Origin of the sequence: Streptomyces sp. SM11 (assembly GCF_002910905.1) — a bacterium.
Lineage (GTDB): Bacteria > Actinomycetota > Actinomycetes > Streptomycetales > Streptomycetaceae > Streptomyces.
The window spans coordinates 1-23,017 of sequence record NZ_NEUE01000017.1; the positions used below are offsets into that span (position 1 = coordinate 1).

Consider the following 23,017-nt stretch of genomic DNA (forward strand, 5'->3'; position numbering starts at 1 on the left):
TGGCACCGACCTCGCCGCCGCAGAGGACGTCGAAGCCCACCGCGCGCAGCGGGCCCGCGACCGGTCCGCCGGCCGCCCCGTAACAGAGATGCTGGCCCGTGGTGAAGAGCGTGTCGGCGGCCAGCTCCAGCGGGACCAGCAGGCCCGCGATCGCCCCGAAGCCGCGCTCCCGGCCGGCCAGCGCGTACGCCACGGCGAAGACGACAGTGGCGAGCAGCGCGACGGCGGTCAGCGGCAGCGGGACCCGGGAGAGCAGCACATGGGAGGCCGTGGACAGGGTGACGACGAGCGCGGTGAAGACCGCCGCGCGCGCGACCCTGAGCTGCGTCCCTGAGATGTCCATCGCCGGAAAGTGTGTCATGCGCCGGGGTAAGCGGACCTTAAAAGAGGCTGAGAGTCCCCGGGCGGGGCCGCCCGGGGGCCGGCAGGCACTCGGGGGCCGGCGGATCATGACCGGGTCCGCGGCCTGATCCGCCGGACGCCCCCTACAGCCCCGGGATCCGGCCGTTGCGGAAGAGGTCCACGAAGATCTGGTGGTCCGCGCGGGCCCTCGCCCCGTAGCTGTGGGCGAAGTCGACCAGCAGCGGTGCGAAGCTCTCCTCGTCGGCCGCGATGGCCGCGTCGATCGCCCGCTCGGTGGAGAACGGCACCAGTGAGTGCCCGCTCTCGTCGTCGGCGGCCGCGTGCATCGTGGCCGTCGCCCGGCCCAGATCCGCGACGACCGCCGCGATCTCGTCCATCTCGTCGATGTCGGACCAGTCCAGGTCGACCGCGTACGGCGAGACCTCGGCGACCAGCTGGCCCGAGCCGTCCAGCTCGGTCCAGCCCAGCCACGGGTCCGCGTGCGCCTGCAGCGCGCGCTGCGAGATCACGGTGCGGTGCCCCTCGTGCTGGAAGTACTCCCGCACGGCGGCGTCCGTGACGTGCCGGGAGACCGCCGGGGTCTGCGCCTGCTTGAGGTAGATCACCACGTCGTTCTCCAGGGCGTCGCTGTTGCCCTCCAGGAGGATGTTGTACGAGGGCAGTCCGGCGGACCCGATGCCGATGCCCCGGCGGCCCACCACGTCCTTGACCCGGTAGGAGTCGGGACGGGTCAGGCTCGACTCCGGCAGCGTCTCCAGATAGCCGTCGAACGCGGCCAGCACCTTGTAGCGCGTCGCGGCGTCCAGGTCGATCGCTCCGCCGCCGTCCGCGAACCGGCGCTCGAAGTCCCGGATCACCGTCATCGAGTCCAGCAGCGAGAACCGGGTGCGCGACCGGGCGGCACGCAGCGCGCCCAGCAGCGGGCCGTCCGCCGTGTCCAGCGTGAACGGCGGCACCTCGTCGTTCTTCGCGCCCGTCGCCAGCGCGTGGATCCGCTCGCGGTAGGACGCGGCGAAGATCCGGACCAGGTCGGTGATCTGCTCGTCGGCCAGCGCCTTCGCGTAGCCGATCAGCGCCACGGAGGCGGCGAAGCGCTTCAGGTCCCAGGTGAAGGGGCCCACGTACGCCTCGTCGAAGTCGTTGACATTGAAGACGAGGCGGCCGTTGGAGTCCATGTAGGTGCCGAAGTTCTCCGCGTGCAGATCACCGTGGATCCAGACCCGGCCGGTGCGCTCGTCCACGAACGGGCCGCTGCGCTGCTCGCGTTCCAGGTCGCTGTAGAACAGGCCGGCCGCGCCCCGGTAGAAGGCGAAGGCCGAGCCCGCCATCTTGCGGAACTTGACCCGGAAGGCGGCCGGATCGGCGGCCAGCAGCTCCCCGAAGGCGGTGTCGAAAACGGCGAGAATCTGCTCCCCGCGCCGCGCTGCGCCGGTCTGCGTCTCCGACATTTCTTGCTGCCTCCTGCGGTAGCTGGCGTCTCTGGCCGAACCCTGGGTCCAGATGGCCGAGTGCATGACAAAACGGACAGGTGTTCCGCCCTTTCCAACGCTCGGCGGAAGCCGGGAGTGCCCGTCGTCCGACTCCGTCGCGTCGTAGACTTCCACGCTGTCCCCCTGTCCGTCATCGCCCGACTTCCCGGAGGCCCGACGCCGTGACCAAGCCGCCCTTCACGCACCTGCACGTTCACACCCAGTACTCGCTGCTGGACGGTGCGGCGCGGCTCAAGGACATGTTCGAGGCGGCCAACGAGATGGGCATGACGCACATCGCGATGACCGACCACGGCAACCTCCACGGGGCGTACGACTTCTTCCACTCGGCCAAGAAGGCGAACGTCACGCCGATCATCGGTATCGAGGCGTACGTCGCCCCGGAGTCACGCAAGCACAAGCGCAAGGTGCAGTGGGGACAGCCGCACCAGAAGCGCGATGATGTGTCCGGATCCGGTGGTTACACCCACAAGACGATCTGGGCGTCCAACAAGACGGGGTTGCACAACCTCTTCCGGCTCTCCTCGGACGCGTACCAGGAGGGCTGGCTCCAGAAGTGGCCCCGGATGGACAAGGAGACCATCTCCCAGTGGTCCGAGGGCCTGATCGCGTCCACCGGCTGCCCCTCGGGCGAGGTGCAGACCCGGCTCCGGCTCGGCCAGTTCGACGAGGCGGTCCAGGCGGCCTCCGACTACAAGGACATCTTCGGGGCGGACAAGTATTTCCTGGAGCTGATGGACCACGGCATCGAGATCGAGCGCCGGGTCCGTGACGGGCTGCTGGAGATCGGCAAGAAGGTCGGCATCCCGCCGCTCGTGACGAACGACTCCCACTACACGTACGCCCACGAGGCCACCGCCCACGACGCCCTGCTCTGCATCCAGACCGGCAAGAACCTCTCGGACCCCGACCGCTTCCGCTTCGACGGCACCGGCTACTACCTCAAGACGACGGACGAGATGTACGCCGTCGACTCCTCCGACGCCTGGCAGCAGGGCTGCGCCAACACCCTCCTGGTCGCCCAGCAGATCGACACCACCGGCATGTTCGAGGCGAAGAACCTCATGCCGAAGTTCGAGATCCCGGACGGCTTCACGGAGATCACCTGGTTCCAGGAGGAGGTCCGGGTCGGCATGGGCCGCCGCTTCCCCAACGGTGTCCCCGACGACCGGCAGAAGCAGGTCGAGTACGAGATGGACATCATCATCCAGATGGGGTTCCCGGGGTACTTCCTGGTCGTCGCCGACTTCATCATGTGGGCCAAGAACAACGGCATCGCGGTCGGACCCGGCCGAGGTTCCGCCGCCGGTTCGATCGTGGCGTACGCGATGGGCATCACCGACCTCGACCCGATCGAGCACGGGCTGATCTTCGAGCGGTTCCTCAACCCCGAGCGCGTCTCCATGCCCGACGTCGACATCGACTTCGACGAGCGCCGGCGCGTCGAGGTGATCCGGTACGTGACCGAGAAGTACGGCGCCGACAAGGTCGCCATGATCGGCACCTACGGCAAGATCAAGGCCAAGAACGCCATCAAGGACTCCGCCCGCGTGCTGGGCTACCCGTACGCGATGGGCGACCGGCTCACCAAGGCCATGCCCGCCGACGTCCTCGGCAAGGGCATCGACCTCAACGGCATCACCGACCCCAAGCACCCGCGCTACAGCGAGGCGGGCGAGATCCGGGGGATGTACGAGAGCGAACCGGACGTCAAGAAGGTCATCGACACCGCCAAGGGCGTCGAGGGCCTGGTCCGGCAGATGGGCGTGCACGCCGCCGGCGTCATCATGTCCAGCGAGCCGATCGTCGACCACGCGCCGCTCTGGACGCGGCACACCGACGGCGTCACCATCACGCAGTGGGACTATCCGCAGTGCGAGTCGCTCGGCCTGCTGAAGATGGACTTCCTCGGCCTGCGCAACCTGACGATCATGGACGACGCCATCAAGATGGTGAAGTCCAACAAGGGCATCGACCTGGAGATGCTCGACCTGCCGCTGGACGACCCCAAGACGTACGAACTGCTCTGCCGGGGCGAGACACTCGGCGTCTTCCAGTTCGACGGCGGGCCGATGCGCTCCCTGCTGCGCCAGATGCAGCCCGACAACTTCGAGGACATCTCCGCCGTCTCGGCCCTCTACCGGCCGGGTCCGATGGGCATGAACTCGCACACGAACTACGCGGAGCGCAAGAACGGCCGCCAGGAGATCACCCCGATCCACCCGGAGCTGGAGGAGCCCCTCAAGGAGGTCCTCGGCCTCACCTACGGCCTGATCGTCTACCAGGAGCAGGTCCAGAAGGCCGCCCAGATCGTCGCCGGGTACTCGCTCGGCGAGGCCGACATCCTGCGCCGCGTGATGGGTAAGAAGAAGCCCGAGGAGCTGGCGAAGAACTTCGTCCTCTTCGAGGCGGGCGCCAAGGAGAAGGGCTTCTCCGACGCGGCGATCAAGGCGCTGTGGGACGTCCTGGTGCCGTTCGCCGGGTACGCGTTCAACAAGGCGCACTCCTCGGCGTACGGTCTGGTCACCTACTGGACCGCCTACCTCAAGGCGAACTACCCCGCCGAGTACATGGCGGCCCTGCTGACCTCGGTCAAGGACGACAAGGACAAGTCCGCGGTCTACCTCAACGAGTGCCGCCGCATGGGCATCAAGGTGCTCCCGCCCAACGTCAACGAGTCGCTGTCCAACTTCGCCGCCCAGGGCGACGACGTGATCCTCTTCGGCCTGACCGCCATCCGCAACGTCGGCCAGAACGTCGTCGACTCGATCATCCGGTCCCGCAAGGCGAAGGGGAAGTACAGCACCTTCCCCGACTTCCTGGACAAGGTCGAGGCGGTCGTCTGCAACAAGCGCACCGTGGAATCGCTCATCAAGGCCGGCGCCTTCGACGAGATGGGCCACACCCGCAAGGGCCTCGTCGCCCACCACGAGCCGATGATCGACAACGTGGTGCAGGTCAAGCGCAAGGAGGCCGAGGGACAGTTCGACCTCTTCGGCGGCATGGGCGAGGAGGAGAGCGACGAGCCGGGCTTCGGGCTCGACGTGGAGTTCTCCGACGTGGAGTGGGAGAAGGCCTACCTGCTCGCCCAGGAACGGGAGATGCTCGGCCTGTACGTCTCCGACCACCCGCTGTTCGGCCTGGAGCACGTGCTGTCCGACAAGGCCGACTCCTCGATCTCCCAGCTCATGAGCGGTGACTACGGCGACGGCGCGATCGTCACCGTCGGCGGCATCATCTCCGGCCTCCAGCGCAAGATGACCAAGCAGGGCAACGCCTGGGCCATCGCCACCGTGGAGGACCTGGCCGGCTCCATCGAGTGCATGTTCTTCCCCGCCACGTACCAGCTGGTCTCCACCCAGCTCGTCGAGGACACCGTCGTCTTCGTGAAGGGGCGCCTCGACAAGCGCGAGGACGTGCCGCGGCTGGTCGCCATGGAGATGCAGGTCCCCGACATCTCCAACGCCGGGACCAACGCGCCCGTCGTCCTCACCATCCCCACCGTGAAGATCACCCCGCCGATGGTCACCCGGCTCGGCGAGGTGCTCAGCCACCACCGGGGCGACACCGAGGTACGCATCAAGCTCCAGGGTCCCCGCAAGACCACCGTGCTCCGGCTCGACCGGCACCGGGTCAAGGCCGATTCGGCCCTCTTCGGCGACCTGAAGGTGCTGCTCGGCCCGGCCTGCCTGGCCGGCTGAGCGCACGGCGTCGACACGGCGACGACGAGAGGGGCGCCCCGCACCGGCGGGATGCCCCTCTCGTTGTTCCTGAACGCCTGTCCCTACCGCGAGCGGCCGACGGGTCAGTTATGGCCGAAACGTCGCTGATGCTTGCGTGCCACGTCGGACGGGCTGCCCTGGGCCTGCGCCTGCGGCTGGTTCTGCGACTCGTACGCCGTCGACTTGGCCTCCTCCGCACTACGCTCCGACGCGGACGCGCGGTCGTGCTGGCTGCCCTGCTTGCGGTTCTTGTTCTTGGCCATGGTGAATGCCTCCTGTGGGGAATCCTGGGGGGCCAGGACCGCTGTCAGATTCACATAGCGCCGCAAACACCGCATGTTGGATCATTACCGTGCGTAGCGGTTTCCGTGGTGGGTCCCCGTTCCGTGGCCTCCGCCCGGCCTGTCCGCCGTCTCCCCGCGTTCCTTCCGCGCCCTTTATCCGTTCCTTCCCTCTTTCTTTCCGGATCCGCCACGCCGATGATCCAGTTCCGGCCGTTAACCCTTGCGCGGTCGGGCAGACTCGAAGGAAACCCTGGGTAAGCGGACCCGGTCATCGAGGAGCGGGCCGCTGAACCGTTCCCGAATTCTGGAAGAGGGTGGAACGCGTGGACCGTTGCGTCGTCCTGGTGGACGCCGGCTACTTGCTGGGCGCAGCCGCGAGTCTGCTGGCCGGAGAGCCCGCCCGTTCCCGTATCACCGTCGACCACGCGGCCCTCATCCAAGGGCTCCGCGAGCGCGCCGAGGCCGACACCCAGCAGCCCCTGCTGCGGATCTACTGGTTCGACGGCGCCCCCGACCGGGTGCCCCAGCCCGAGCACCGCCGGCTCCGTGTGATGCCCCGCGTGACCGTACGGCTGGGGGCCCTGACCCGCAGCGACGGACGCTGGGCGCAGAAGGGCGTCGACGCCGCCATGCACGCCGAGCTCACCGAACTGGCCAGGAACCGGGCCTGCTCCGACGTGGTCCTGGTGACCGGCGACGGCGATCTCCTGCCCGGTCTGATGTCCGCCAAGGAACACGGGGTCGCCGTCCACCTCTGGGCCGTACAGGCCGCCGACGGCGACTACAACCAGTCCGAGGACCTGGTCGCCGAGGCCGACGAACGGCGGGTCCTCGACCGGGCGTGGATCACCAAGGCCGTCCGCGCCAAGGACACCGGCGGCAGTTGCGCCCCGCCGCCCGTCCCGCGCCCCGAGATCGCCGCGATCCTCTCCGCACCGCTGCCCGAGGCGGCCCTCGCCGCCTCCGCCGAACGCGCCTCCGAGGCGCGGGCCGCCGCCGCCCGGAGCGACCCCGCGGCCCCCGCCGAGAACGCCCCCGCCACCTCGTCCGACACCCCGTCCGCCCCCGGTCACAAGACCGTCCCCACCCCCAAGGACCTGGCCGCGCTGCGCGCCCACGCCACTCACCCGGACCGCCAGCACCCGCCCCAGCCCGCGAACGCCACGCTGCGCTGGTCCTCCGACAAAGGGTGGGTGGAGCGCGGCGGCCCCTTGGGCGAACCGGCGGAGACCGCGTCCCTGCCGACCCTCGCCCAGGTCACCAGCGCCGAACAGCGCTGGGCGGACCGGGAGGAGGACATCACCACCGTCGGCGGCGACCCCTTCGAAGTGGGCCAGGTCTTCGCGCGCCGCTGGATGGAGCGCCTGCCCGAGACCGTCCACCTGCAGAAGCTTTCCACCATGTACCCCCGCATCCCGCACCGGATCGACGGCGAACTGCTGCGGTACGCGGCCCGCTTCGGGCTCCTCGCCCACAAGGACGACCAGATCGACGAGCACGACCGGTACGCGATCCGGGCCGGGTTCTGGCGGGAGATCGACGTGCGGGCCGCGGCCGAGCACGTACCGGCGGGGGAGTAGCCGCTCCCCGAGGGCTGTCCCGCGATCCCGGGCGGGCGCACGACGACAGCCGCGGCACCTCGCCGGGTTGTCGGAACGCCCGAACACCTCCAGTACGCGGACGTCCCTCCGTCTTGCGGCGCACCGCATCCGACGCCGCGCGCTGATCCACCGGGGATCGCGGGACAGCCCCTGGCGGGGCGACGCGGGGTGGCCCCGGACGCGAACCGGGGCGTGTGACCCCGTACCCTCGTACCTCGTGAGTACGGGGACAGCGCAGGCGCAGAGCGACACCGGCACCGTGTGCGCGGTGCGCGATCTGGTCAAGACCTATCCTGCCGTCCGGGGCCGCCGGGGCGCCCCCGCGACACCCGAGGTCCGCGCCACGGACAGCATCAGCCTGGATGTCGAGCGCGGCGAGATCTTCGGACTGCTCGGCCCCAACGGCGCCGGCAAGTCCACCCTGGTCCGCCAGCTCACCGGGCTGATGCGGCCCGACTCCGGCAGCGTCGAGGTGCTGGGCCACGACCTCGTACGCCACCCCGAGCGGGCCTCCCGGCTGATCGGCTACCTCGGGCAGGAATCCACCGCCCTCGACGAACTGACCGTCTCCCTCGCCGCCGAGACCACCGGACGGCTCAGGGGCCTCGCCGTACGGGACGCCCGCGCCGAGCGCGACGCCGTCCTGGAGGAGCTGGGCCTCACCGCGATCGCCGGGCGGCCCCTGAAGAAGCTCTCCGGCGGTCAGCGCCGGCTCGCCTGCTTCGCCGCCACCCTGGTCGGCGACCGGCCCGTCCTGGTCCTCGACGAACCGACCACCGGCATGGACCCGGTCGCCCGCCGCGCCGTCTGGGCCGCCGTCGACCGCCGCCGGGCGGAGCGCGGGGCCACGGTCCTGCTCGTCACCCACAACGTGATCGAGGCCGAGACCGTCCTGGACCGGGTCGCCGTCCTCGAACGGGGCCGGGTCATCGCCTGCGACACCCCCGCCGGGCTCAAGGAACAGGTCGCCGGGGAGGTGCGCGTCGAGCTGGTGTGGCGCGAACAGGCCCCGCTGGACGTCCCCGAGGTGGCGGCGCTGCGGCCCTCCGCCCAGGAGTCCGGGCGGCGCTGGGTGCTGCGGCTGGGCCCCGACGAGGCGCGGGCCGCGGTCGCCGCGGTGACCGGCGGCGCGGCCTTCGCCGCGCTCGACGATTTCACCCTGGCCACGCCCAGCCTGGAAGATGTCTATCTCGCGCTCGGGGGAGACGCGGCCAATGCGACCAAGGGGCTGGTGAAGGCGTGAGGGATGCGACAGGTGCGGGGGACGTGAACGCCGCGGACGCGGCGAACGTACTCGACGGGGTGGAAGAGTTGGACATGTCTACGGGGAGCGGCCTCAGGTGACGAGCATCATTCCGGCCAGGACCGCCCCGTCGAGTGCCCGGCCCACGCCCGGCCCCTCCGTGGCGCCCCCCGCCCGTACCGTCGCCGCGCCCCTCGCGCCGCGCGCCAGGCTGCTGCCCTCGCTGGCCGCCGTCTACCGCGCCCAGCTCTCCCGGGCGCGGGTCGCCAGGATCCCGCTGCTCTTCGTGGCCACCTTCCAGTCCGTCGGGATCATGGTCCTGATGCGGGGCGTCGTGGACGGCGGCTCGGAGGCCCGCGCGGTGGTCGCGGGATCGAGCGTCCTGGTCGTCGCGTTCGTCGCGCTCAACCTGCTCGCCCAGTACTTCGGGCAGCTGCGGGCGTCCGGCGGGCTCGACCACTACGCCACCCTGCCCGTACCGCCCGCCGCGGTGGTGCTCGGAGCGGCCGCCGCGTACGCCTCCTTCACCGTGCCCGGCACGGTCTTCACCGCGATCACCGGAAGTGTGCTGTTCCAGCTGCCGATGACCCACCTGTGGGTCCTGGTGGCCGTCGTCCCGCTCTCCGGCGCCGCTCTGGCCGGTCTCGGCGCGGCCCTCGGGCTGCTCGCCCCGCGCCCGGAGCTGGCGACCCTGCTGGGCCAGCTGGGGATGTCCGCCGCCCTGCTGCTCGGGGTACTGCCGGCCGACCGGCTGCCGGAGCCGGTGGGGTGGGCGCGCGACCTGCTGCCCTCGACGTACGGGGTCGAGGCGCTGGCCCGGTCCTTCGACGCCCGCCCGGACTGGGGGATCATCGCGTTCTTCCTGGCGGTCTGCGCGGCGGTGGGGGTTCTCTCGCTGGCTGTGGCGACATGGGCGTACCGGCGGGCCGCCGTACGGTAGTGCCCCGGGCCGTCGGGGCGGGCGAGCACGGGTGCGGTATCCGGTGAGGCGCCTCACAGGGTGGCCTGGCACGATGGCACGGTGACCGCACCTCTGACGCCGCCCCACCAGCCCGGCCCCCACGACCCGTGGCAGGCCCCGCCCTCGGGCTCCCACTTCGCGCCCTCCCCGGGCGCGCCGGACGACCCGGACACGGCCACGGAGCTCCGCCAGGCCGCCGTCGTCGTCGTCCTGGTCGCGCTCTCTGGCATCGCGCTCGGGCTGCTGTGGCTGTGGCTCGCGCCGCGCGTTCCGCTGGTCTCCGACGACACGGCCGTCTTCCTGAAGAACAGCGAGGGCGAGGAGGCGATCGGGGCGGACGGAACGTTCGTCCTGCTGGCCATCGGCTTCGGCGTGCTCTCGGCCGCCGCCGTCTTCTGGCGGCTGCGCCGCGGGGGCATCCTCGTTGTCGTGGGGCTGGCGCTGGGCGCGCTGCTCGCGTCGCTGCTGGCATGGCGGGTCGGTATCTGGCTGGGGCCGTCGTCCGACGTGGTGGGGCGGGCCCGGGAGGCCGGCCAGGGCGTGACGTTCGACGCTCCGCTGGAGCTGCACTCGGTGGGGGTGGCGGTGCTGGCGTGGCCGTTCGCGGCGATGGGGATCCATCTGCTGCTGACCGCGGCGTTCGGGCCGCGGGACATCGAGCCGGACTGGTCGGGGTATGCGGAGTATTACGGGGGGCCGGTGCAGGGGCCCCCGGCGGGGCCGGGGTCTCCGCCGTCGGGGTCGCCGTCGCCGCCTGCGGGGGGTGGGGCGGCTTAGGGTCGCCTGCGGCGGGCTTGTTCCGGGGCTCCGCCCCGGACCCCGCTCCTCGATCGCCGGAGGGGCTGAAAATTCCAGCCCCTCCGGCGATCGAGGACACCCGGGCTCGCTCAGCCCGTACGCGCGATCTCCGCGAACACCGCCCCCGTCAGTTCCGCCAGATCCGTCGCCGCCAGCTCGACCTCCAGGCCACGCCGGCCCGCCGACACGCAGATCGTCGCGTGGGCGCGTGCCGAGGCGTCCACCACCGTGCGCAGACGCTTGCGCTGGCCCAGCGGGGAGATGCCGCCACGCACGTAGCCCGTGGTGCGCTCCGCGGCCGCCGGGTCCGCCATCGCGGCCCGTTTGCCGCCCACCGCGGCCGCCAGGGCCTTGAGGTCCAGGGAGCCGGCCACCGGGACCACCGCGACCGTCAGATCGCCGTCCACGTCCGCCACCAGGGTCTTGAAGACCCGATCGGGGGAGACACCCAGCGCCTCGGCGGCCTCCCCACCGTAGGACGGGGAGGAGGGGTCGTGGTCGTAGGTGTGGACCGTGAAGGCGGTGCCCGCCGCGGTCAGGGTGACCGTGGCGGGGGTGCCGCCCGACTGCTTCTTCGGCTTCTTCGCCACCGGGACGGGTCCTCGTTCAGTTGGGGTGGGTGGGGGCGCGGGTCAGGTCCGTCGCGGGCAGCGAGGGCAGGTGCCGGATGACCGCGGTCTCCTTGCGCAGCAGCGTCAGCTCCTCGCGCAGCCGGGTCGCGGTGTCCGGGGCCTGGAGCAGGCGCTGTTTGGTGGGAACGTCCAGGACCGTGGCCGCCGCGACCAGGTACGAGATCACCGACGGGTCGTCGGGGAGGTCGGCACCGGTCGCCAGCGAGCGTTCGCTCGCTCCGGCCAGCCGCTTCTGGTAGGCGCGGAAGGCCCGCAGGACGCCCTCGGCGAGCGCTCCCGCCTCGTCGCCCTCGTCCTCACCGGGCGGTTCCTCGGCCAGGTCCTCGACCTCTGCGGTCAGATACGGGCCGCTCGCCTCGACGGACAGCAGCCTGACCCGGGTGGTGCCGGTGGCCAGGAGCTCGAAGCTGCCGTCGGCGCGCTCGCGGATCGTCGCCGCGTCGGCGACGCAGCCGACCCGGTGGAAGGTCTGGATCGGGTCGGGGCCGAAGCCCTCCGCCGGGGCGCGCTCGGCGGGAGGGGCCGCCGCGACGGTGTCCGGCATGCCGGTGGCCGTCGGCGCGATCTCGCGGCCGTCGCGGATCGCGACCACGACGAAGCGGCGAGGTTCGTCCTCGTCGCTCTTCAGCAGCTCCCGCATCATGGCGCGATATCGCTCTTCGAAGACGTTGAGCGGCAGCACCAGGCCGGGGAACAGCACCGCGTTGAGCGGGAAAAGGGGAAGGCGGGCGGTGGTCACAACGCTCAAGCGTAATGGCCCCGGGGGCGGCCGTGGTCGGCCCGGTTGCGCAACGGGGTCCGGGAGGCCGTCTGGAGCCGTGCGCCGTCCCGCGCGTCCAGGAACCGGCCGAGCGCGTCCTCGGACACCGACGACCACGGGAACGACGTCGCGTACAGGCCGATCAGGTTGAACTGGTGCAGCGCCTCCGCCCAGCGGTCTCGGGCGATCAGGACGTACGCGAGGAGATTGCGGACCTCGGCCGGCCACGGGTCGCCGGGCCGGTAGGCGGCGGAGAGCCTGATCGCCAGGTCGGCCGCCGTGTCGATCCGCTCCTCCAGCACGGAGGTGGTCCGGCCCGCCGCGTGGGTGTCCAGGAGCAGCGCGAAGGCCGCCCGGACCGGCAGGGCCTGCACCAGGGAGTCGGGCCGCGCGTCCTCGGCGGCCCGCTCGGCGAAGTCGAAGCACTCGCGGTGCGAGCCGTACCAGGCGGCGGAGAGGTAGCGCAGGGCCGCCACATGGCAGCCGTAGTGGTGCGCGGAGCGCCGTACGGCCTGCTCCCACAACGACTCGAAGGCGGTGTGCGTGGCGTGGGTGCCGCGTGCGTGGTCCAGGGCGAGCCGCCACGGCACGGGGTCGCGCGGGTCCGCGTCGGCGGCGGCGGTGATCAGCGGGCCGACCTCGCGGAGCCGTTCCGCGCGGGCGGGCGACTCCCAGGCCAGGCGGACCGAAAGCTCCGCCTTGACCAGCAGCGCGTCCGGGTCGCGCGGGGCGGCGGCCAGCCACGCGTCGAGCCAGCCGTTCCGGCTGCGGGCGAAGGTGACGAGCCGGCCGAGGTAGCGGTCCCGGTTCTCCCAGTCGGCGGCGTCCCGGGTGGTGGCGAGCAGCTTGGCGGCCGGTTCGTGGTCGCCCAGGGCAGCGGCGACCAGAGCGGGAGAGAGCCGCTCGTCGGGGGCGTCGAGCAGCACCGCGTCATCCGCGGACAGTCCGGCGGACAGCGGAGGGCTGTGCCGGATCATGCGCGCGGTACTGAGCAGAGCGCGAAGGAAAGCCATGGTGCAGACCATTGAAAAGCGCTGGTGAGGGCCGCGCCAGAGGTGCGCTGTGAAGCTTCTGTGCCGAGTGGAGGGGTTGTATCGGGCCGGGTCAAGAAAAGGCAAAGGAAATACCATCCGATGGCTTGATCGCATCCACTCGTGGTGCCCGTCCGTCCCGGTGATCCCCTGGCGCGGGCGGCCGGGGCCGCGGCCCCGGCCGCCGTGGCCACCCGGGGGTGGCCTTCCGGTCAGCCCCTGCGCAGCATCCGCGACGCCCCCGCCGCCACCGTGGTGGCCAGAATCCATCCCACCAGCACCAGACCGGCCGCCGCCCACTGCCAGCCGCCCTCCATCCGCCAGTAGCCGTCCTGACCGAGGTTGATCACCGGGATCAGCAGATCCAGTGCGTACAGAGCGGGGTTCCACTGCGGACGCTCCTCGTCCTTGATGGCGGGCGGAACGTGCTGCGCGAACGCCGCCGTGCTCGCCGCCCACAGCACCGCCATCCACACCGCCGCCCGCCCCGGCCGGTAGCCGTAGGCCACCGTCCAGTCCTGGAGGTACCCCCAGGCCTTCGCGGCGGGCGGCAGCGTCTCGCGGCGGCGGCGCTGCTTGGCGAGCAGCACCTCTCGCGCGTCCGCGTCCTCACCGCAGCTGCGCATCACCGCCGCGAGCCGCTCGTACGGCTCGGGGACGTACTCCGGGGTCGCCGCCTGCACCCACTCCAGGCGCCGGGAGAGCGGGAAGTGGCCGTAGGGGACGAGGTTCTCGTAGACGAAGCCGCCCATCGCGAGGCCGCCGGGGCCCGGCCAGCTCGTTGACAGGTCGATCAGGGTCACCACCTTCGCGCCGTTCAGGACGACCCGGCCCTCCTCCGGGCGCTCCGCGTTGAACCGCAGCTCCGGTGTCACGATCCGGCGCAGCGACAACTCCTCCTGGCGGGTCATGGTGAACCGGGCCTTGTGCAGGTCCACCGCGTCCCCGAACCGCCCGTCGTCCAGGCGCACCCCGCCCCGGCACTCGAAGATCTGCGAGCGGGTGCCGCGCGCCGGGGTCGGGGCGTAGACCACGCCGTACGGGGGAGTGGTGCCCTGGTTCCCCGTGTCGACGCTCACCCACGCCTCGGTCATGTAGAGCGTGCGCTCCACCGTCAGCTGCGGGGCGTTCAGCGCGCGCCGGTCCTCCGCGGCGCGCAGCCGGCTGCCGCGCAGGCTCAGCGAACCGCCCACCTTCGTCCCGCGCAGGCTCAGCTCCCCGAGCGTCTCGATCATCTCGGCCTGGAGGTCCTGCGCGACCGCCATGCCGTCCCCGACGATGGCCCGCCCGTGCCGGTCCGGGCCGACGCTGAGCTGGTTGACCAGGAGATCGGTGCCGATCTGCGCGTCGGTCAGCCGGATTCCCCGGTCGATCCGGCACCGCGGCAGATGCAGATCCCCTTCCGTCTGCAGCCGCGCCGCCTCCAGCCGGGGCAGCGCGCAGCCCACCAGCCGCAGGGTCGTGAAGTGGCACTCGGGGAGCACCACCTCCTGCTCGAAGCGGCAGCCGGTCAGCTCCACGTACGGAGCGACCCGGCCACCCGCCAGGTCCAGCTTTCCGGTGATCCGCACCCCCCGGAGCTTCAGTGCCGCCACCCGGCCGGGCCGGGCGGGCGGGCCGCTCAGCAGCAGCTGTGCCACCGTGCGCGCGCCGACGCTCCGCTCGGGCCCCCACGCCTGCGGGGTGAACGGGTCGTTGTGGGCCGGGTCGTAGCTGCGTAAGTCGTAGGTGGTCCCGTTGCGGAAGGACTGCCACATGCCCAGCTCCGCTGCGCTGAGGCCGTCCGGGATGTCTCCTTCGTGCGGCTCGGTCACGGCCGCTCCCTCCGTGCACACATGCTGTAGTGCTGTTCTTCCCTCTGTGTGACGCCGTGAAAGCTAGTGGTCAGCAGTGACAGCCGGACATGGCCGAGACGCGTATCGGCCAGTGGTACGGGCGATCGGTATCAGCCAGTGATACGGGCGACCGGACGCTCGGACCGGTCTGAGAGAATTGCCGTGTGATCTCTCGAATCGATCTGCGCGGTGACGCCCTCCCCGAGGGTGCCGCCCTGCGCGACCTGCTGCCCCGTGCCGAGTTCGACGTGGAAGCCGCCCTGGAGACGGTGCGGCCCATCTGCGAGGACGTGCGCCATCGTGGCTCCGCGGCAGTGATCGACTGGGGGGAGAAATTCGACGGTGTCCGGATCGAGTCGGTCCGGGTGCCCGCCGACGCCGTCTCCCGCGCCCTCCAGGAGCTGGATCCGGCCGTCCGGGCGGCGCTGGAGGAGTCGATCCGCCGCGCCCGTCTCGTCCACCGCGAGCAGCGCCGCGCCACGCACACCACCCAGGTCGTCCCCGGTGGCACCGTCACCGAGAAGTGGGTGCCCGTCGAGCGCGTCGGGCTGTACGTTCCCGGGGGCCGCTCGGTCTACCCGTCCTCCGTCGTGATGAACGTCGTTCCGGCCCAGGAAGCGGGCGTCGAGGGCGTCGCCGTCGCCTCCCCGCCCCAGAAGGACTTCGGCGGGCTGCCGCACCCCACGATCCTCGCCGCCTGCGCCCTGCTCGGCGTCGACGAGGTGTACGCGGCCGGCGGCTCCCAGGCCGTCGCGATGTTCGCGTACGGCACCGAGGACTGCCCCCCGGTCAACCTGGTCACCGGCCCCGGCAACATCTACGTCGCCGCCGCCAAGCGCCTCCTCAAGGGCCGCATCGGCATCGACGCCGAGGCCGGGCCCACCGAGATCGCGATCCTCGCCGACGCCACCGCCGACCCGGCGCACGTGGCCGCCGACCTGATCAGCCAGGCCGAGCACGACCCGATGGCCGCCGCCGTCCTGGTCACCGACTCCGAGGAGCTGGCCGCCGCGACCGAGGCCGAGCTGGCCCCCCAGGTCGCCGCCACCAAGCACGTCAAGGACCGCATCGAGCCCGCCCTCGCCGGCCGCCAGTCCCGAATCGTCCTGGTCTCCTCCATCGAGGACGGCCTCAAGGTCGTCGACGCGTACGGCGCCGAGCACCTGGAGATCCAGACCGCGGACGCCGCCGCCGTCGCCGACCGGGTCCGCAACGCCGGAGCGATCTTCGTCGGCCCCTGGTCGCCCGTCTCGCTTGGCGACTACTGCGCCGGCTCCAACCACGTCCTGCCCACCGGCGGCTGCGCCTGCCACTCCTCGGGCCTGTCCGTGCAGTCCTTCCTGCGCGGCATCCACATCGTCGACTACAGCCGCGACGCGCTCGCCGAGGTCGCCCACCACGTCGTGACCCTCGCCGAGGCGGAGGACCTCCCCGCCCACGGCGCAGCCCTCAAGGCACGGTTCGGCTGGAAGGTTCCGCAGCAGTGACGAACGGCAGCACCACCCGTGACGCGGGGGACGGGCTCCCCACCCGCAACGCCTGGGACGAGCTCCCCATCCGCGACGAACTCCGCGGCCAGTCCCCGTACGGAGCCCCCCAGCTCGACGTCCCCGTACGGCTCAACACCAACGAGAACCCCTACCCGCTCCCCGAGGCGCTGGTCGACCGGATCGCCGAGCGGGTCCGCGAGGCCGCCCGCGGCCTCAACCGCTACCCCGACCGGGACGCCGTCGAGCTCCGCACCGAGCTGGCCCGCTACCTGAGCCGTACCGCCGGGCACGAGGTGACAGCAGCGAACGTGTGGGCCGCCAACGGCTCCAACGAGGTCCTCCAGCAGCTGCTCCAGACCTTCGGCGGACCCGGACGCACCGCGATCGGCTTCGAACCCTCGTACTCCATGCACGCCCTGATCTCCCGGTCCACCGGCACCGGCTGGATCTCCGGCCCGCGCTCGGCGGACTTCACCATCGACGTGGACGCCGCCCGCGCCGCCATCGCCGAGCAGCGCCCCGAGGTCGTCTTCATCACCTCGCCCAACAACCCCACCGGCACCGCGGTGAACGCCGAGACCGTCCTCGCGCTGTACGACGCCGCGCAGGCCGCCGGGCCATCGATCGTCGTCGTCGACGAGGCGTACGGCGAGTTCAGCCACCACCCCTCGCTGCTCCCGCTGATCGAGGGCCGCCGCAACCTGATCGTCTCCCGGACCATGTCCAAGGCGTTCGGCGCGGCCGGCCTCCGTCTCGGTTACCTCGCCGCCGACCCGGCCGTCGTCGACGCGGTCCAGCTGGTGCGGCTGCCGTACCACCTCTCCTCCGTCACCCAGGCCACCGCGCTCGCCGCCCTGGAGCACACCGATACGCTGCTCGGGTACGTCGCGCAGCTCAAGAGCGAGCGCGACCGGCTGGTGGCCGAGCTGCGCGCCACCGGCTACGAGGTCACCGACTCGGACGCCAACTTCGTCCAGTTCGGCCGCTTCGACGACAGCCACGCCGTGTGGCAGCAGATCCTCGACCGGGGCGTCCTGGTCCGGGACAACGGCGTACCGGGATGGCTGCGGGTCACCGCGGGAACCCCGGCAGAGAACGACGCGTTCCTCGATGCGGTACGCGAACTCAAGAAGGAGCACGACGCATGAGCCCCCGCGTAGGCCGCGTGGAACGCACCACGAAGGAAACGTCCGTGCTCGTCGAGATCGACCTCGACGGCACCGGCAAGGTCGATGTCGCCACCGGGGTCGGCTTCTACGACCACATGCTCGACCAGCTCGGCCGCCACGGCCTCTTCGACCTCACGGTCAAGACCGAGGGCGACCTGCACATCGACAGCCACCACACCATCGAGGACACCGCGCTCGCGCTCGGCGCCGCCTTCAAGCAGGCCCTCGGCGACAAGGTCGGCATCTACCGCTTCGGCAACTGCACCGTCCCGCTGGACGAGTCGCTCGCCCAGGTCACCGTCGACCTCTCCGGCCGCCCCTACCTCGTGCACACCGAGCCCGAGAAGATGGCGCCGATGATCGGCGAGTACGACACGACGATGACCCGGCACATCCTGGAGTCCTTCGTCGCCCAGGCGCAGATCGCCCTGCACGTCCACGTGCCGTACGGACGCAACGCCCACCACATCGTGGAGTGCCAGTTCAAGGCGCTCGCCCGTGCCCTGCGGTACGCCGCCGAGCACGACCCGCGCGCCGCCGGCATCCTGCCCTCCACGAAGGGCGCCCTGTGACCGGCCTCAACACCATCCTGATCGTCGTCGGCCTCTTCCTGGCCGGCGGCGTCTACTCCTTCGCGAAGCAGGGGATGCCCAAGGGCGTCATCGTGCTGCTGTCGATCGGCTCCGTGATGTGCCTGGTGGCGGGCGTTCTGCGGATCCAGGGACTGTGGGACTGAGAGGCACGCTGTGACTGACAGAACGACTGGCAAGAAGAAGGTCGTCGTCTTCGACTACGGCTTCGGCAACGTCCGCTCCGCCGAACGGGCCCTCGCCCATGTCGGCGCGGACGTCGAGATCACCCGCGACTACGACCGCGCGATGAACGCCGACGGGCTGCTCGTCCCCGGCGTCGGCGCGTTCTCCGCCTGCATGGACGGGCTGAAGCGGGCCCGCGGCGACTGGATCGTCGGCCGCCGGCTCTCCGGCGGCCGCCCCGTCATGGGCATCTGCGTCGGGATGCAGATCCTGTTCGAGCGCGGCATCGAGCACGGCGTGGAGGCCGAGGGCCTGGACGAATGGCCCGGCACGGTCGGACCGCTCAAGGCCGACGTCGTCCCGCACATGGGGTGGAACACCGTCGAGGCCCCCGAGGACTCCCGGCTCTTCGCGGGCCTGGACGCCGACGCCCGGTACTACTTCGTGCACTCCTACGCGGCGCACGACTGGTCCCTCGAAGTGACCAACGCCAAGATCCGTGCCCCCAAGGTCACCTGGGCCACGCACGGCGAACGGTTCGTGGCCGCCGTGGAGAACGGTGCGCTGTGGGCCACCCAGTTCCACCCCGAGAAGTCCGGCGATGCCGGCGCCCAGCTGCTGACCAACTGGATCGAGACGCTGTAATGTCGAAGCTTGAACTGCTCCCCGCCGTCGACGTCCGCGACGGCCAGGCCGTCCGCCTCGTGCACGGCGAGTCCGGCTCCGAGACCTCCTACGGCTCCCCGCTGGAGGCGGCCCTCGCCTGGCAGCGCGCCGGCGCCGAGTGGCTGCACCTCGTCGACCTGGACGCCGCCTTCGGTACCGGCGACAACCGCGCCCTGATCGCCGAGGTCGCCGGAGCCATGGACATCAAGGTCGAGCTGTCCGGCGGCATCCGCGACGACGCGTCGCTCGCCGCCGCCCTCGCCACCGGCTGCCGCCGGGTCAACCTCGGCACCGCCGCCCTGGAGACCCCGGAGTGGGTCGCCAAGGTCATCGCCGAGCACGGCGACAAGATCGCCGTCGGCCTCGACGTCCGCGGCACCACCCTGCGCGGCCGGGGCTGGACCCGTGACGGCGGCGACCTCTACGAGACCCTCGCCCGCCTCGACGCCGAGGGCTGCGCCCGCTACGTCGTCACCGACATCGCCAAGGACGGCACCCTCCAGGGCCCCAACCTGGGCCTCCTGCGGGACGTCTGCGCCGCCACCGACCGCCCGGTCGTCGCCTCCGGCGGGGTCTCCTCGCTCGACGACCTCCGCGCGATCTCCCTCCTCGTCCCCGAGGGCGTCGAGGGCGCGATCGTCGGTAAGGCGCTGTACGCGAAGGCCTTCACGCTGGAAGAGGCCCTCAAGGCGGTCGCCGCATGAGCGAATCCGCCGGGTCCTCCACCGCTGCCTCCGTACGCCGGATCTCCACCGGCGCCCCCTGGGAGGAGAAGTTCGGCTACTCCCGCGCGGTCGAGCTCCCCAACGGGCTCGTCCTGGTCGCCGGCTGCACCTCCGTGGTCAACGGCCAGATCTCCGCGGGCTCCCCCTACGAGCAGGCGATCACCTCCTTCGAGGTCGCGTTCGCGGCGCTGGAGCAGGCGGGCCTCGGCCACGAGGACGTCGTCCGCACCCGGATGTATCTGATGCACGCCCGCGACGTGGAGGACATCGGCCGCGCCCACAAGGAGCTGTTCGACGCCGTACGCCCCGCCGCCTCCATGATCATCGTGTCCGGTTTCGTGGATCCGAGCCTGGTCGTCGAGGTCGAGGTCGAGGCCTACCGGGGAGGCACGAAGTGAGCCTCGCCGTACGCGTCATCCCCTGCCTGGACGTCGACAACGGCCGGGTCGTCAAGGGCGTCAACTTCCAGAACCTGCGTGATGCGGGCGACCCCGTCGAGATGGCCAAGCTGTACGACGCCGAGGGCGCCGACGAGCTGACCTTCCTCGACATCACCGCCTCCAGCGGCGACCGCGAGACGACGTACGACGTGGTCCGCCGCACCGCCGAGCAGGTCTTCATCCCGCTCACCGTCGGCGGCGGCGTCCGCACCCCGGACGACGTCGACAAGCTGCTGCGCGCCGGGGCGGACAAGGTCGGCGTCAACACCGCCGCCATCGCCCGCCCCGACCTCATCCGCGAGATCGCCGAACGCTTCGGACGTCAGGTCCTGGTGCTCTCCGTCGACGCCCGCCGCACCCCGGAGGGCACCTTCGAGGTCACCACGCACGGCGGCCGCAAGGGCACCGGCATCGACGCCGTCGAGTGGGCGCACCGGGCCGCCGCGCTGGGCGCGGGCGAGATCCTGCTCAACTCGATGGACGCCGACGGCACCAAGGACGGCTACGACACGGAGATGATCGAGGAGGTACGGAAGCACGTCACCGTCCCCGTCATCGCCTCCGGCGGCGCGGGCCGGCTGGCCGACTTCGCCCCGGCGATCGAGGCGGGGGCCGACGCGGTGCTCGCCGCGTCCGTCTTCCACTTCGGCGACCTGCGGATCTCCGAGGTCAAGGGCGCGCTGCGGGAAGCGGGACACCCGGTCCGCTGAGGCGCGGTCCGGGGCCAGGCGGTATCACCGGTCTCCGAGACCGGTGATACCGCCGATGCGTATCCACCGGGCGCGGCGTGAGAGTGGCGACCGCCGGCGAACGACGCCGGCAGTCACGCGGCGCACCCCGAGGCCCCCGGACGACGGGCCGGAGATCCCCGCGTGGCGCGGTTCCGCCACCACCGAGAGGATCCCCCCCCGTGCAGCAGCACCTCCCCTCCGGCACCATCCCCCCCCGCGCCCGAGCCGCCCCCGTACGCTCGCGGGTCTGCTGACCGCCGCCGCGGCCACCGCCGGTCTCCTGATGACCGCTCTGGTCCCGGGCGCCCAGGCCGCCGACAATCCCTTCGAGCGAGGCCCGGCCCCGACCGACGCCTCCATCGAGGCGAGCCGAGGCTCGTACGCCACCTCGCGGACATCCGTCTCCTCGCTCGCCGTGAGAGGGTTCGGCGGCGGCACCGTCCACTACCCGACGTCCACCGCCGACGGCACCTTCGGCGCGGTCGTCATCTCGCCCGGCTTCACCGCCTACGAGTCCTCCATCGCCTGGCTCGGCCCGCGCCTGGCCTCGCAGGGCTTCGTGGTCTTCACCATCGACACCAACACCACGCTCGACCAGCCCGCCAGCCGGGGCCGCCAACTCCTCGCCGCACTGGACTACCTGACCCAGCGCAGCTCGGTACGGTCCCGGGTCGACGCCTCCCGGCTGGGCGTGATGGGCCACTCGATGGGCGGCGGCGGCTCCCTGGAGGCCGCCAAGAGCCGCACCTCGCTGAAGGCGGCGATCCCGCTGACCGGCTGGAACACCGACAAGACCTGGCCCGAACTGCGCACACCCACGCTGATCGTCGGCGCGGACGGTGACTCGATCGCCTCCGTCGCCACGCACTCCGAGCCGTTCTACCGGTCGCTGCCCGCGTCGCTGGACAAGGCGTACCTGGAACTGCGAGGAGCCTCGCACTTCACGCCCAACACGTCCAACACCACGATCGCGAAGTACAGCATTTCGTGGCTGAAGCGATTCATCGACAACGACACCCGCTACGAGCAGTTCCTCTGCCCGCTCCCGCAGCCGAGCCTGACCATCGCGGAGTACCGGGGCAACTGCCCGCACACCGCGTAAACCCGGCGCTCCGGGCCCTGCCGCACTGTGCTCCGGCACAGCGCGGCAGGGCTCCGGCTGGGAGCGCGCACCGCACCTGGCCGTCCCCGCGCGGGACCCGGACGCGGCGCTTCCACCCTCGCCGACGCGAACGTACGGTGCCGGTGTGACCCCATCGACGACCGTGCGCAGTCCGCTCCGGCTGTACGGCCGGAACGATGAACTCGCCACTCTGGAAAGTCTGTTGGAGCTACTGTGGCAGGGTGACGGAGGTGCGCTCGTGCTGGCCGCGCCGCCCGGTCTCGGCCGTACGGCGCTGCTGCGCGCGGCTGCCGCAGCGTACCGCGACCGGGGCCCCGTGCTGTACGCCACGGCCGCCGCCGAACGTGGCGTGGCCGGTGGCGGGTCGGGCGCCCTGCTCGGCCCGCCCCTCGCCGCCGGTCCCTCGCCCGCCGCCCCGCACCCCGTGATCACTCCCGACGTACTGGCCGGCCGGCTGCGGGAACCGGTTGCCGGTCGGCCCCTGCTGGTCTGCGCCGACGACGCGCACAGGTGGGATCCGGCGTCCCGGACCGCCCTCGCCTTCGCGGCCCGCGGGCTGGGCCCGGGCAGCCGGACCGCCGTCCTGCTCTCGGCCGCCGACGGCACCGTCTTCGCCGGCCTGCCCACGCTCCACCTCGCACCCCTGGACGAGGGCGCGGCCTCGGCGTTCCTGGACCGGCTGACCCGCGGTACGGAGGGGCTCGACCCGGTCGTGCGCGCCGAACTCCTCCGCGAGGCGGCCGGAAACCCCCGCCTGCTCGCCGGGCTCACCGGCCGTCTCACCCCGGACCAGCTCGCCGGCCGCACCCCGCTGCCCTACCCCCTGCCCGGCGGCGAAGCGGTGCTGGCCGCCCACGCCGAACGCCTCGACGGCCTCCCGGACCGGACCCGCACCCTGCTTCTGCTCGCCGCCGCGGCCCAGGAGCACGAGCCGGACGGCGCCGGGGCGGACGCCCTGCTCCTGCTGCGCGCGGGCACCCGCAGCGGACTGCCCCGGACCTTCCTGGACCGGGCCCTGTTCGGCGGCACCGTCACTGAAGGCCTCCTCCAGCGGGCGGGCAGCCGCGTCCACTTCGCCCACCGCCTCGTTGCCCGCGCCGTACTCCACCACGCCTCCTGGACCCACCGCCGCGCCGCCCACGAACTGCTCGCCGCCCCTCGGCCGTCCACAGCACCAGGCGGGCCCGCAGAGCGGCAT

General features: G+C 71.8%; 20 protein-coding genes and 2 pseudogenes. 15 read left to right on the forward strand and 7 right to left on the reverse strand.

Annotated features, from left to right (window positions below):
• Window positions 1–343: pseudogene (locus tag B9S58_RS01085) on the reverse strand (hypothetical protein); the annotation flags it as partial.
• A 142-nt stretch (window positions 344–485) separates the two neighbouring features.
• On the reverse strand, window positions 486–1,811 hold the full coding sequence (locus B9S58_RS01090) for a DUF2252 domain-containing protein (protein WP_103530274.1): 1,326 nt from the start codon (window positions 1,809–1,811) through the stop codon (window positions 486–488).
• 203 nt (window positions 1,812–2,014) lie between these two features.
• Here B9S58_RS01090 and dnaE point away from each other — a divergent pair, with 203 nt between their 5' ends.
• The gene (gene dnaE, locus B9S58_RS01095; protein ID WP_103530275.1) at window positions 2,015–5,554 is read left to right on the forward strand and encodes a DNA polymerase III subunit alpha; all 3,540 of its coding nucleotides are present in this window, start codon (window positions 2,015–2,017) and stop codon (window positions 5,552–5,554) included.
• Between the two features lie 104 nt (window positions 5,555–5,658).
• Here the strand turns inward: dnaE and B9S58_RS01100 are convergent, their stop codons facing one another.
• Window positions 5,659–5,838 (reverse strand): hypothetical protein, encoded by a 180-nt coding sequence (locus B9S58_RS01100; RefSeq protein ID WP_007456121.1) that lies wholly within the window; start codon window positions 5,836–5,838, stop codon window positions 5,659–5,661.
• 335 nt (window positions 5,839–6,173) lie between these two features.
• On the opposite strand from B9S58_RS01100, the gene B9S58_RS01105 reads away from it, so the two are divergent.
• From B9S58_RS01105 to B9S58_RS01120, 4 genes are all read left to right on the forward strand, one after another.
• A complete protein-coding gene (locus B9S58_RS01105) occupies window positions 6,174–7,439 on the forward strand; it encodes an NYN domain-containing protein (protein ID WP_181009133.1) in 1,266 nt (421 codons plus the stop codon).
• Between the two features lie 280 nt (window positions 7,440–7,719).
• Window positions 7,720–8,703: an ABC transporter ATP-binding protein gene (locus tag B9S58_RS01110; RefSeq protein ID WP_103530290.1), complete on the forward strand. Its 984-nt coding sequence runs from the start codon at window positions 7,720–7,722 to the stop codon at window positions 8,701–8,703.
• A gap of 97 nt (window positions 8,704–8,800) precedes the next feature.
• The gene (locus B9S58_RS01115; protein WP_103530276.1) at window positions 8,801–9,643 is read left to right on the forward strand and encodes an ABC transporter permease; all 843 of its coding nucleotides are present in this window, start codon (window positions 8,801–8,803) and stop codon (window positions 9,641–9,643) included.
• Between the two features lie 60 nt (window positions 9,644–9,703).
• Window positions 9,704–10,441 carry an ABC transporter permease gene (locus B9S58_RS01120; RefSeq protein ID WP_103530277.1) on the forward strand — a complete coding sequence of 246 codons (738 nt, stop codon included), beginning with the start codon at window positions 9,704–9,706 and terminating at the stop codon, window positions 10,439–10,441.
• A gap of 110 nt (window positions 10,442–10,551) precedes the next feature.
• Here the strand turns inward: B9S58_RS01120 and ybaK are convergent, their stop codons facing one another.
• The 4 genes from ybaK to B9S58_RS01140 form a co-directional block, all read right to left on the reverse strand.
• A complete protein-coding gene (gene ybaK, locus B9S58_RS01125; RefSeq protein ID WP_103530278.1) occupies window positions 10,552–11,052 on the reverse strand; it encodes a Cys-tRNA(Pro) deacylase in 501 nt (166 codons plus the stop codon).
• 16 nt (window positions 11,053–11,068) lie between these two features.
• A complete protein-coding gene (locus tag B9S58_RS01130; RefSeq protein ID WP_103530279.1) occupies window positions 11,069–11,833 on the reverse strand; it encodes an LON peptidase substrate-binding domain-containing protein in 765 nt (254 codons plus the stop codon).
• Between the two features lie 5 nt (window positions 11,834–11,838).
• Entirely contained in the window at window positions 11,839–12,879 is a 1,041-nt protein-coding gene (locus B9S58_RS01135; protein WP_103530280.1) for a hypothetical protein, read from the reverse strand.
• Between the two features lie 218 nt (window positions 12,880–13,097).
• Window positions 13,098–14,699 carry an oxidoreductase gene (locus B9S58_RS01140; RefSeq protein ID WP_103530281.1) on the reverse strand — a complete coding sequence of 534 codons (1,602 nt, stop codon included), beginning with the start codon at window positions 14,697–14,699 and terminating at the stop codon, window positions 13,098–13,100.
• A 185-nt stretch (window positions 14,700–14,884) separates the two neighbouring features.
• On the opposite strand from B9S58_RS01140, the gene hisD reads away from it, so the two are divergent.
• The 10 genes and pseudogenes from hisD to B9S58_RS01185 form a co-directional block, all read left to right on the forward strand.
• Window positions 14,885–16,207 (forward strand): histidinol dehydrogenase, encoded by a 1,323-nt coding sequence (hisD, locus tag B9S58_RS01145; protein ID WP_103530282.1) that lies wholly within the window; start codon window positions 14,885–14,887, stop codon window positions 16,205–16,207.
• Window positions 16,204–17,358 carry a histidinol-phosphate transaminase gene (locus B9S58_RS01150; protein WP_103530283.1) on the forward strand — a complete coding sequence of 385 codons (1,155 nt, stop codon included), beginning with the start codon at window positions 16,204–16,206 and terminating at the stop codon, window positions 17,356–17,358. The genes hisD and B9S58_RS01150 overlap by 4 nt, the downstream gene beginning before the upstream one ends.
• The gene (gene hisB, locus B9S58_RS01155) at window positions 17,355–17,951 is read left to right on the forward strand and encodes an imidazoleglycerol-phosphate dehydratase HisB (protein ID WP_103530284.1); all 597 of its coding nucleotides are present in this window, start codon (window positions 17,355–17,357) and stop codon (window positions 17,949–17,951) included. The genes B9S58_RS01150 and hisB overlap by 4 nt, the downstream gene beginning before the upstream one ends.
• Entirely contained in the window at window positions 17,948–18,115 is a 168-nt protein-coding gene (locus tag B9S58_RS37715; protein WP_179500280.1) for a hypothetical protein, read from the forward strand. Before hisB ends, B9S58_RS37715 begins: the two co-directional genes overlap by 4 nt.
• A 10-nt stretch (window positions 18,116–18,125) precedes the next feature.
• Complete coding sequence (gene hisH / locus B9S58_RS01160; protein ID WP_103530285.1) at window positions 18,126–18,779, forward strand: imidazole glycerol phosphate synthase subunit HisH; 654 nt, start codon at window positions 18,126–18,128, stop codon at window positions 18,777–18,779.
• Window positions 18,779–19,504 (forward strand): bifunctional 1-(5-phosphoribosyl)-5-((5-phosphoribosylamino)methylideneamino)imidazole-4-carboxamide isomerase/phosphoribosylanthranilate isomerase PriA, encoded by a 726-nt coding sequence (gene priA, locus B9S58_RS01165; RefSeq protein WP_103530286.1) that lies wholly within the window; start codon window positions 18,779–18,781, stop codon window positions 19,502–19,504. Before hisH ends, priA begins: the two co-directional genes overlap by 1 nt.
• On the forward strand, window positions 19,501–19,923 hold the full coding sequence (locus B9S58_RS01170) for a RidA family protein (RefSeq protein WP_103530287.1): 423 nt from the start codon (window positions 19,501–19,503) through the stop codon (window positions 19,921–19,923). The genes priA and B9S58_RS01170 overlap by 4 nt, the downstream gene beginning before the upstream one ends.
• On the forward strand, window positions 19,920–20,675 hold the full coding sequence (gene hisF, locus B9S58_RS01175) for an imidazole glycerol phosphate synthase subunit HisF (RefSeq protein WP_103530288.1): 756 nt from the start codon (window positions 19,920–19,922) through the stop codon (window positions 20,673–20,675). Before B9S58_RS01170 ends, hisF begins: the two co-directional genes overlap by 4 nt.
• A 200-nt stretch (window positions 20,676–20,875) precedes the next feature.
• A pseudogene (locus B9S58_RS01180) lies at window positions 20,876–21,798 on the forward strand (alpha/beta hydrolase).
• Window positions 21,799–21,943: 145 nt separating this feature from the next.
• Window positions 21,944–23,017: AAA family ATPase (locus B9S58_RS01185; protein ID WP_181009134.1), on the forward strand; the 1,074-nt coding region annotated here is incomplete at its 3' end.

What these genes read in the sequence shown, in the direction of transcription:
- B9S58_RS01090 (WP_103530274.1), bottom strand. Translation starts at nt 1,811, where the DNA reads ATGTCGGAGACGCAGACCGGCGCAGCGCGGCGCGGGGAGCAGATTCTC.
- B9S58_RS01100 (WP_007456121.1), bottom strand. Translation starts at nt 5,838, where the DNA reads ATGGCCAAGAACAAGAACCGCAAGCAGGGCAGCCAGCACGACCGCGCG.
- B9S58_RS01135 (WP_103530280.1), bottom strand. Translation starts at nt 12,879, where the DNA reads ATGGTCTGCACCATGGCTTTCCTTCGCGCTCTGCTCAGTACCGCGCGC.
- hisB (WP_103530284.1), top strand. Translation starts at nt 17,355, where the DNA reads ATGAGCCCCCGCGTAGGCCGCGTGGAACGCACCACGAAGGAAACGTCC.
- priA (WP_103530286.1), top strand. Translation starts at nt 18,779, where the DNA reads ATGTCGAAGCTTGAACTGCTCCCCGCCGTCGACGTCCGCGACGGCCAG.
- B9S58_RS01170 (WP_103530287.1), top strand. Translation starts at nt 19,501, where the DNA reads ATGAGCGAATCCGCCGGGTCCTCCACCGCTGCCTCCGTACGCCGGATC.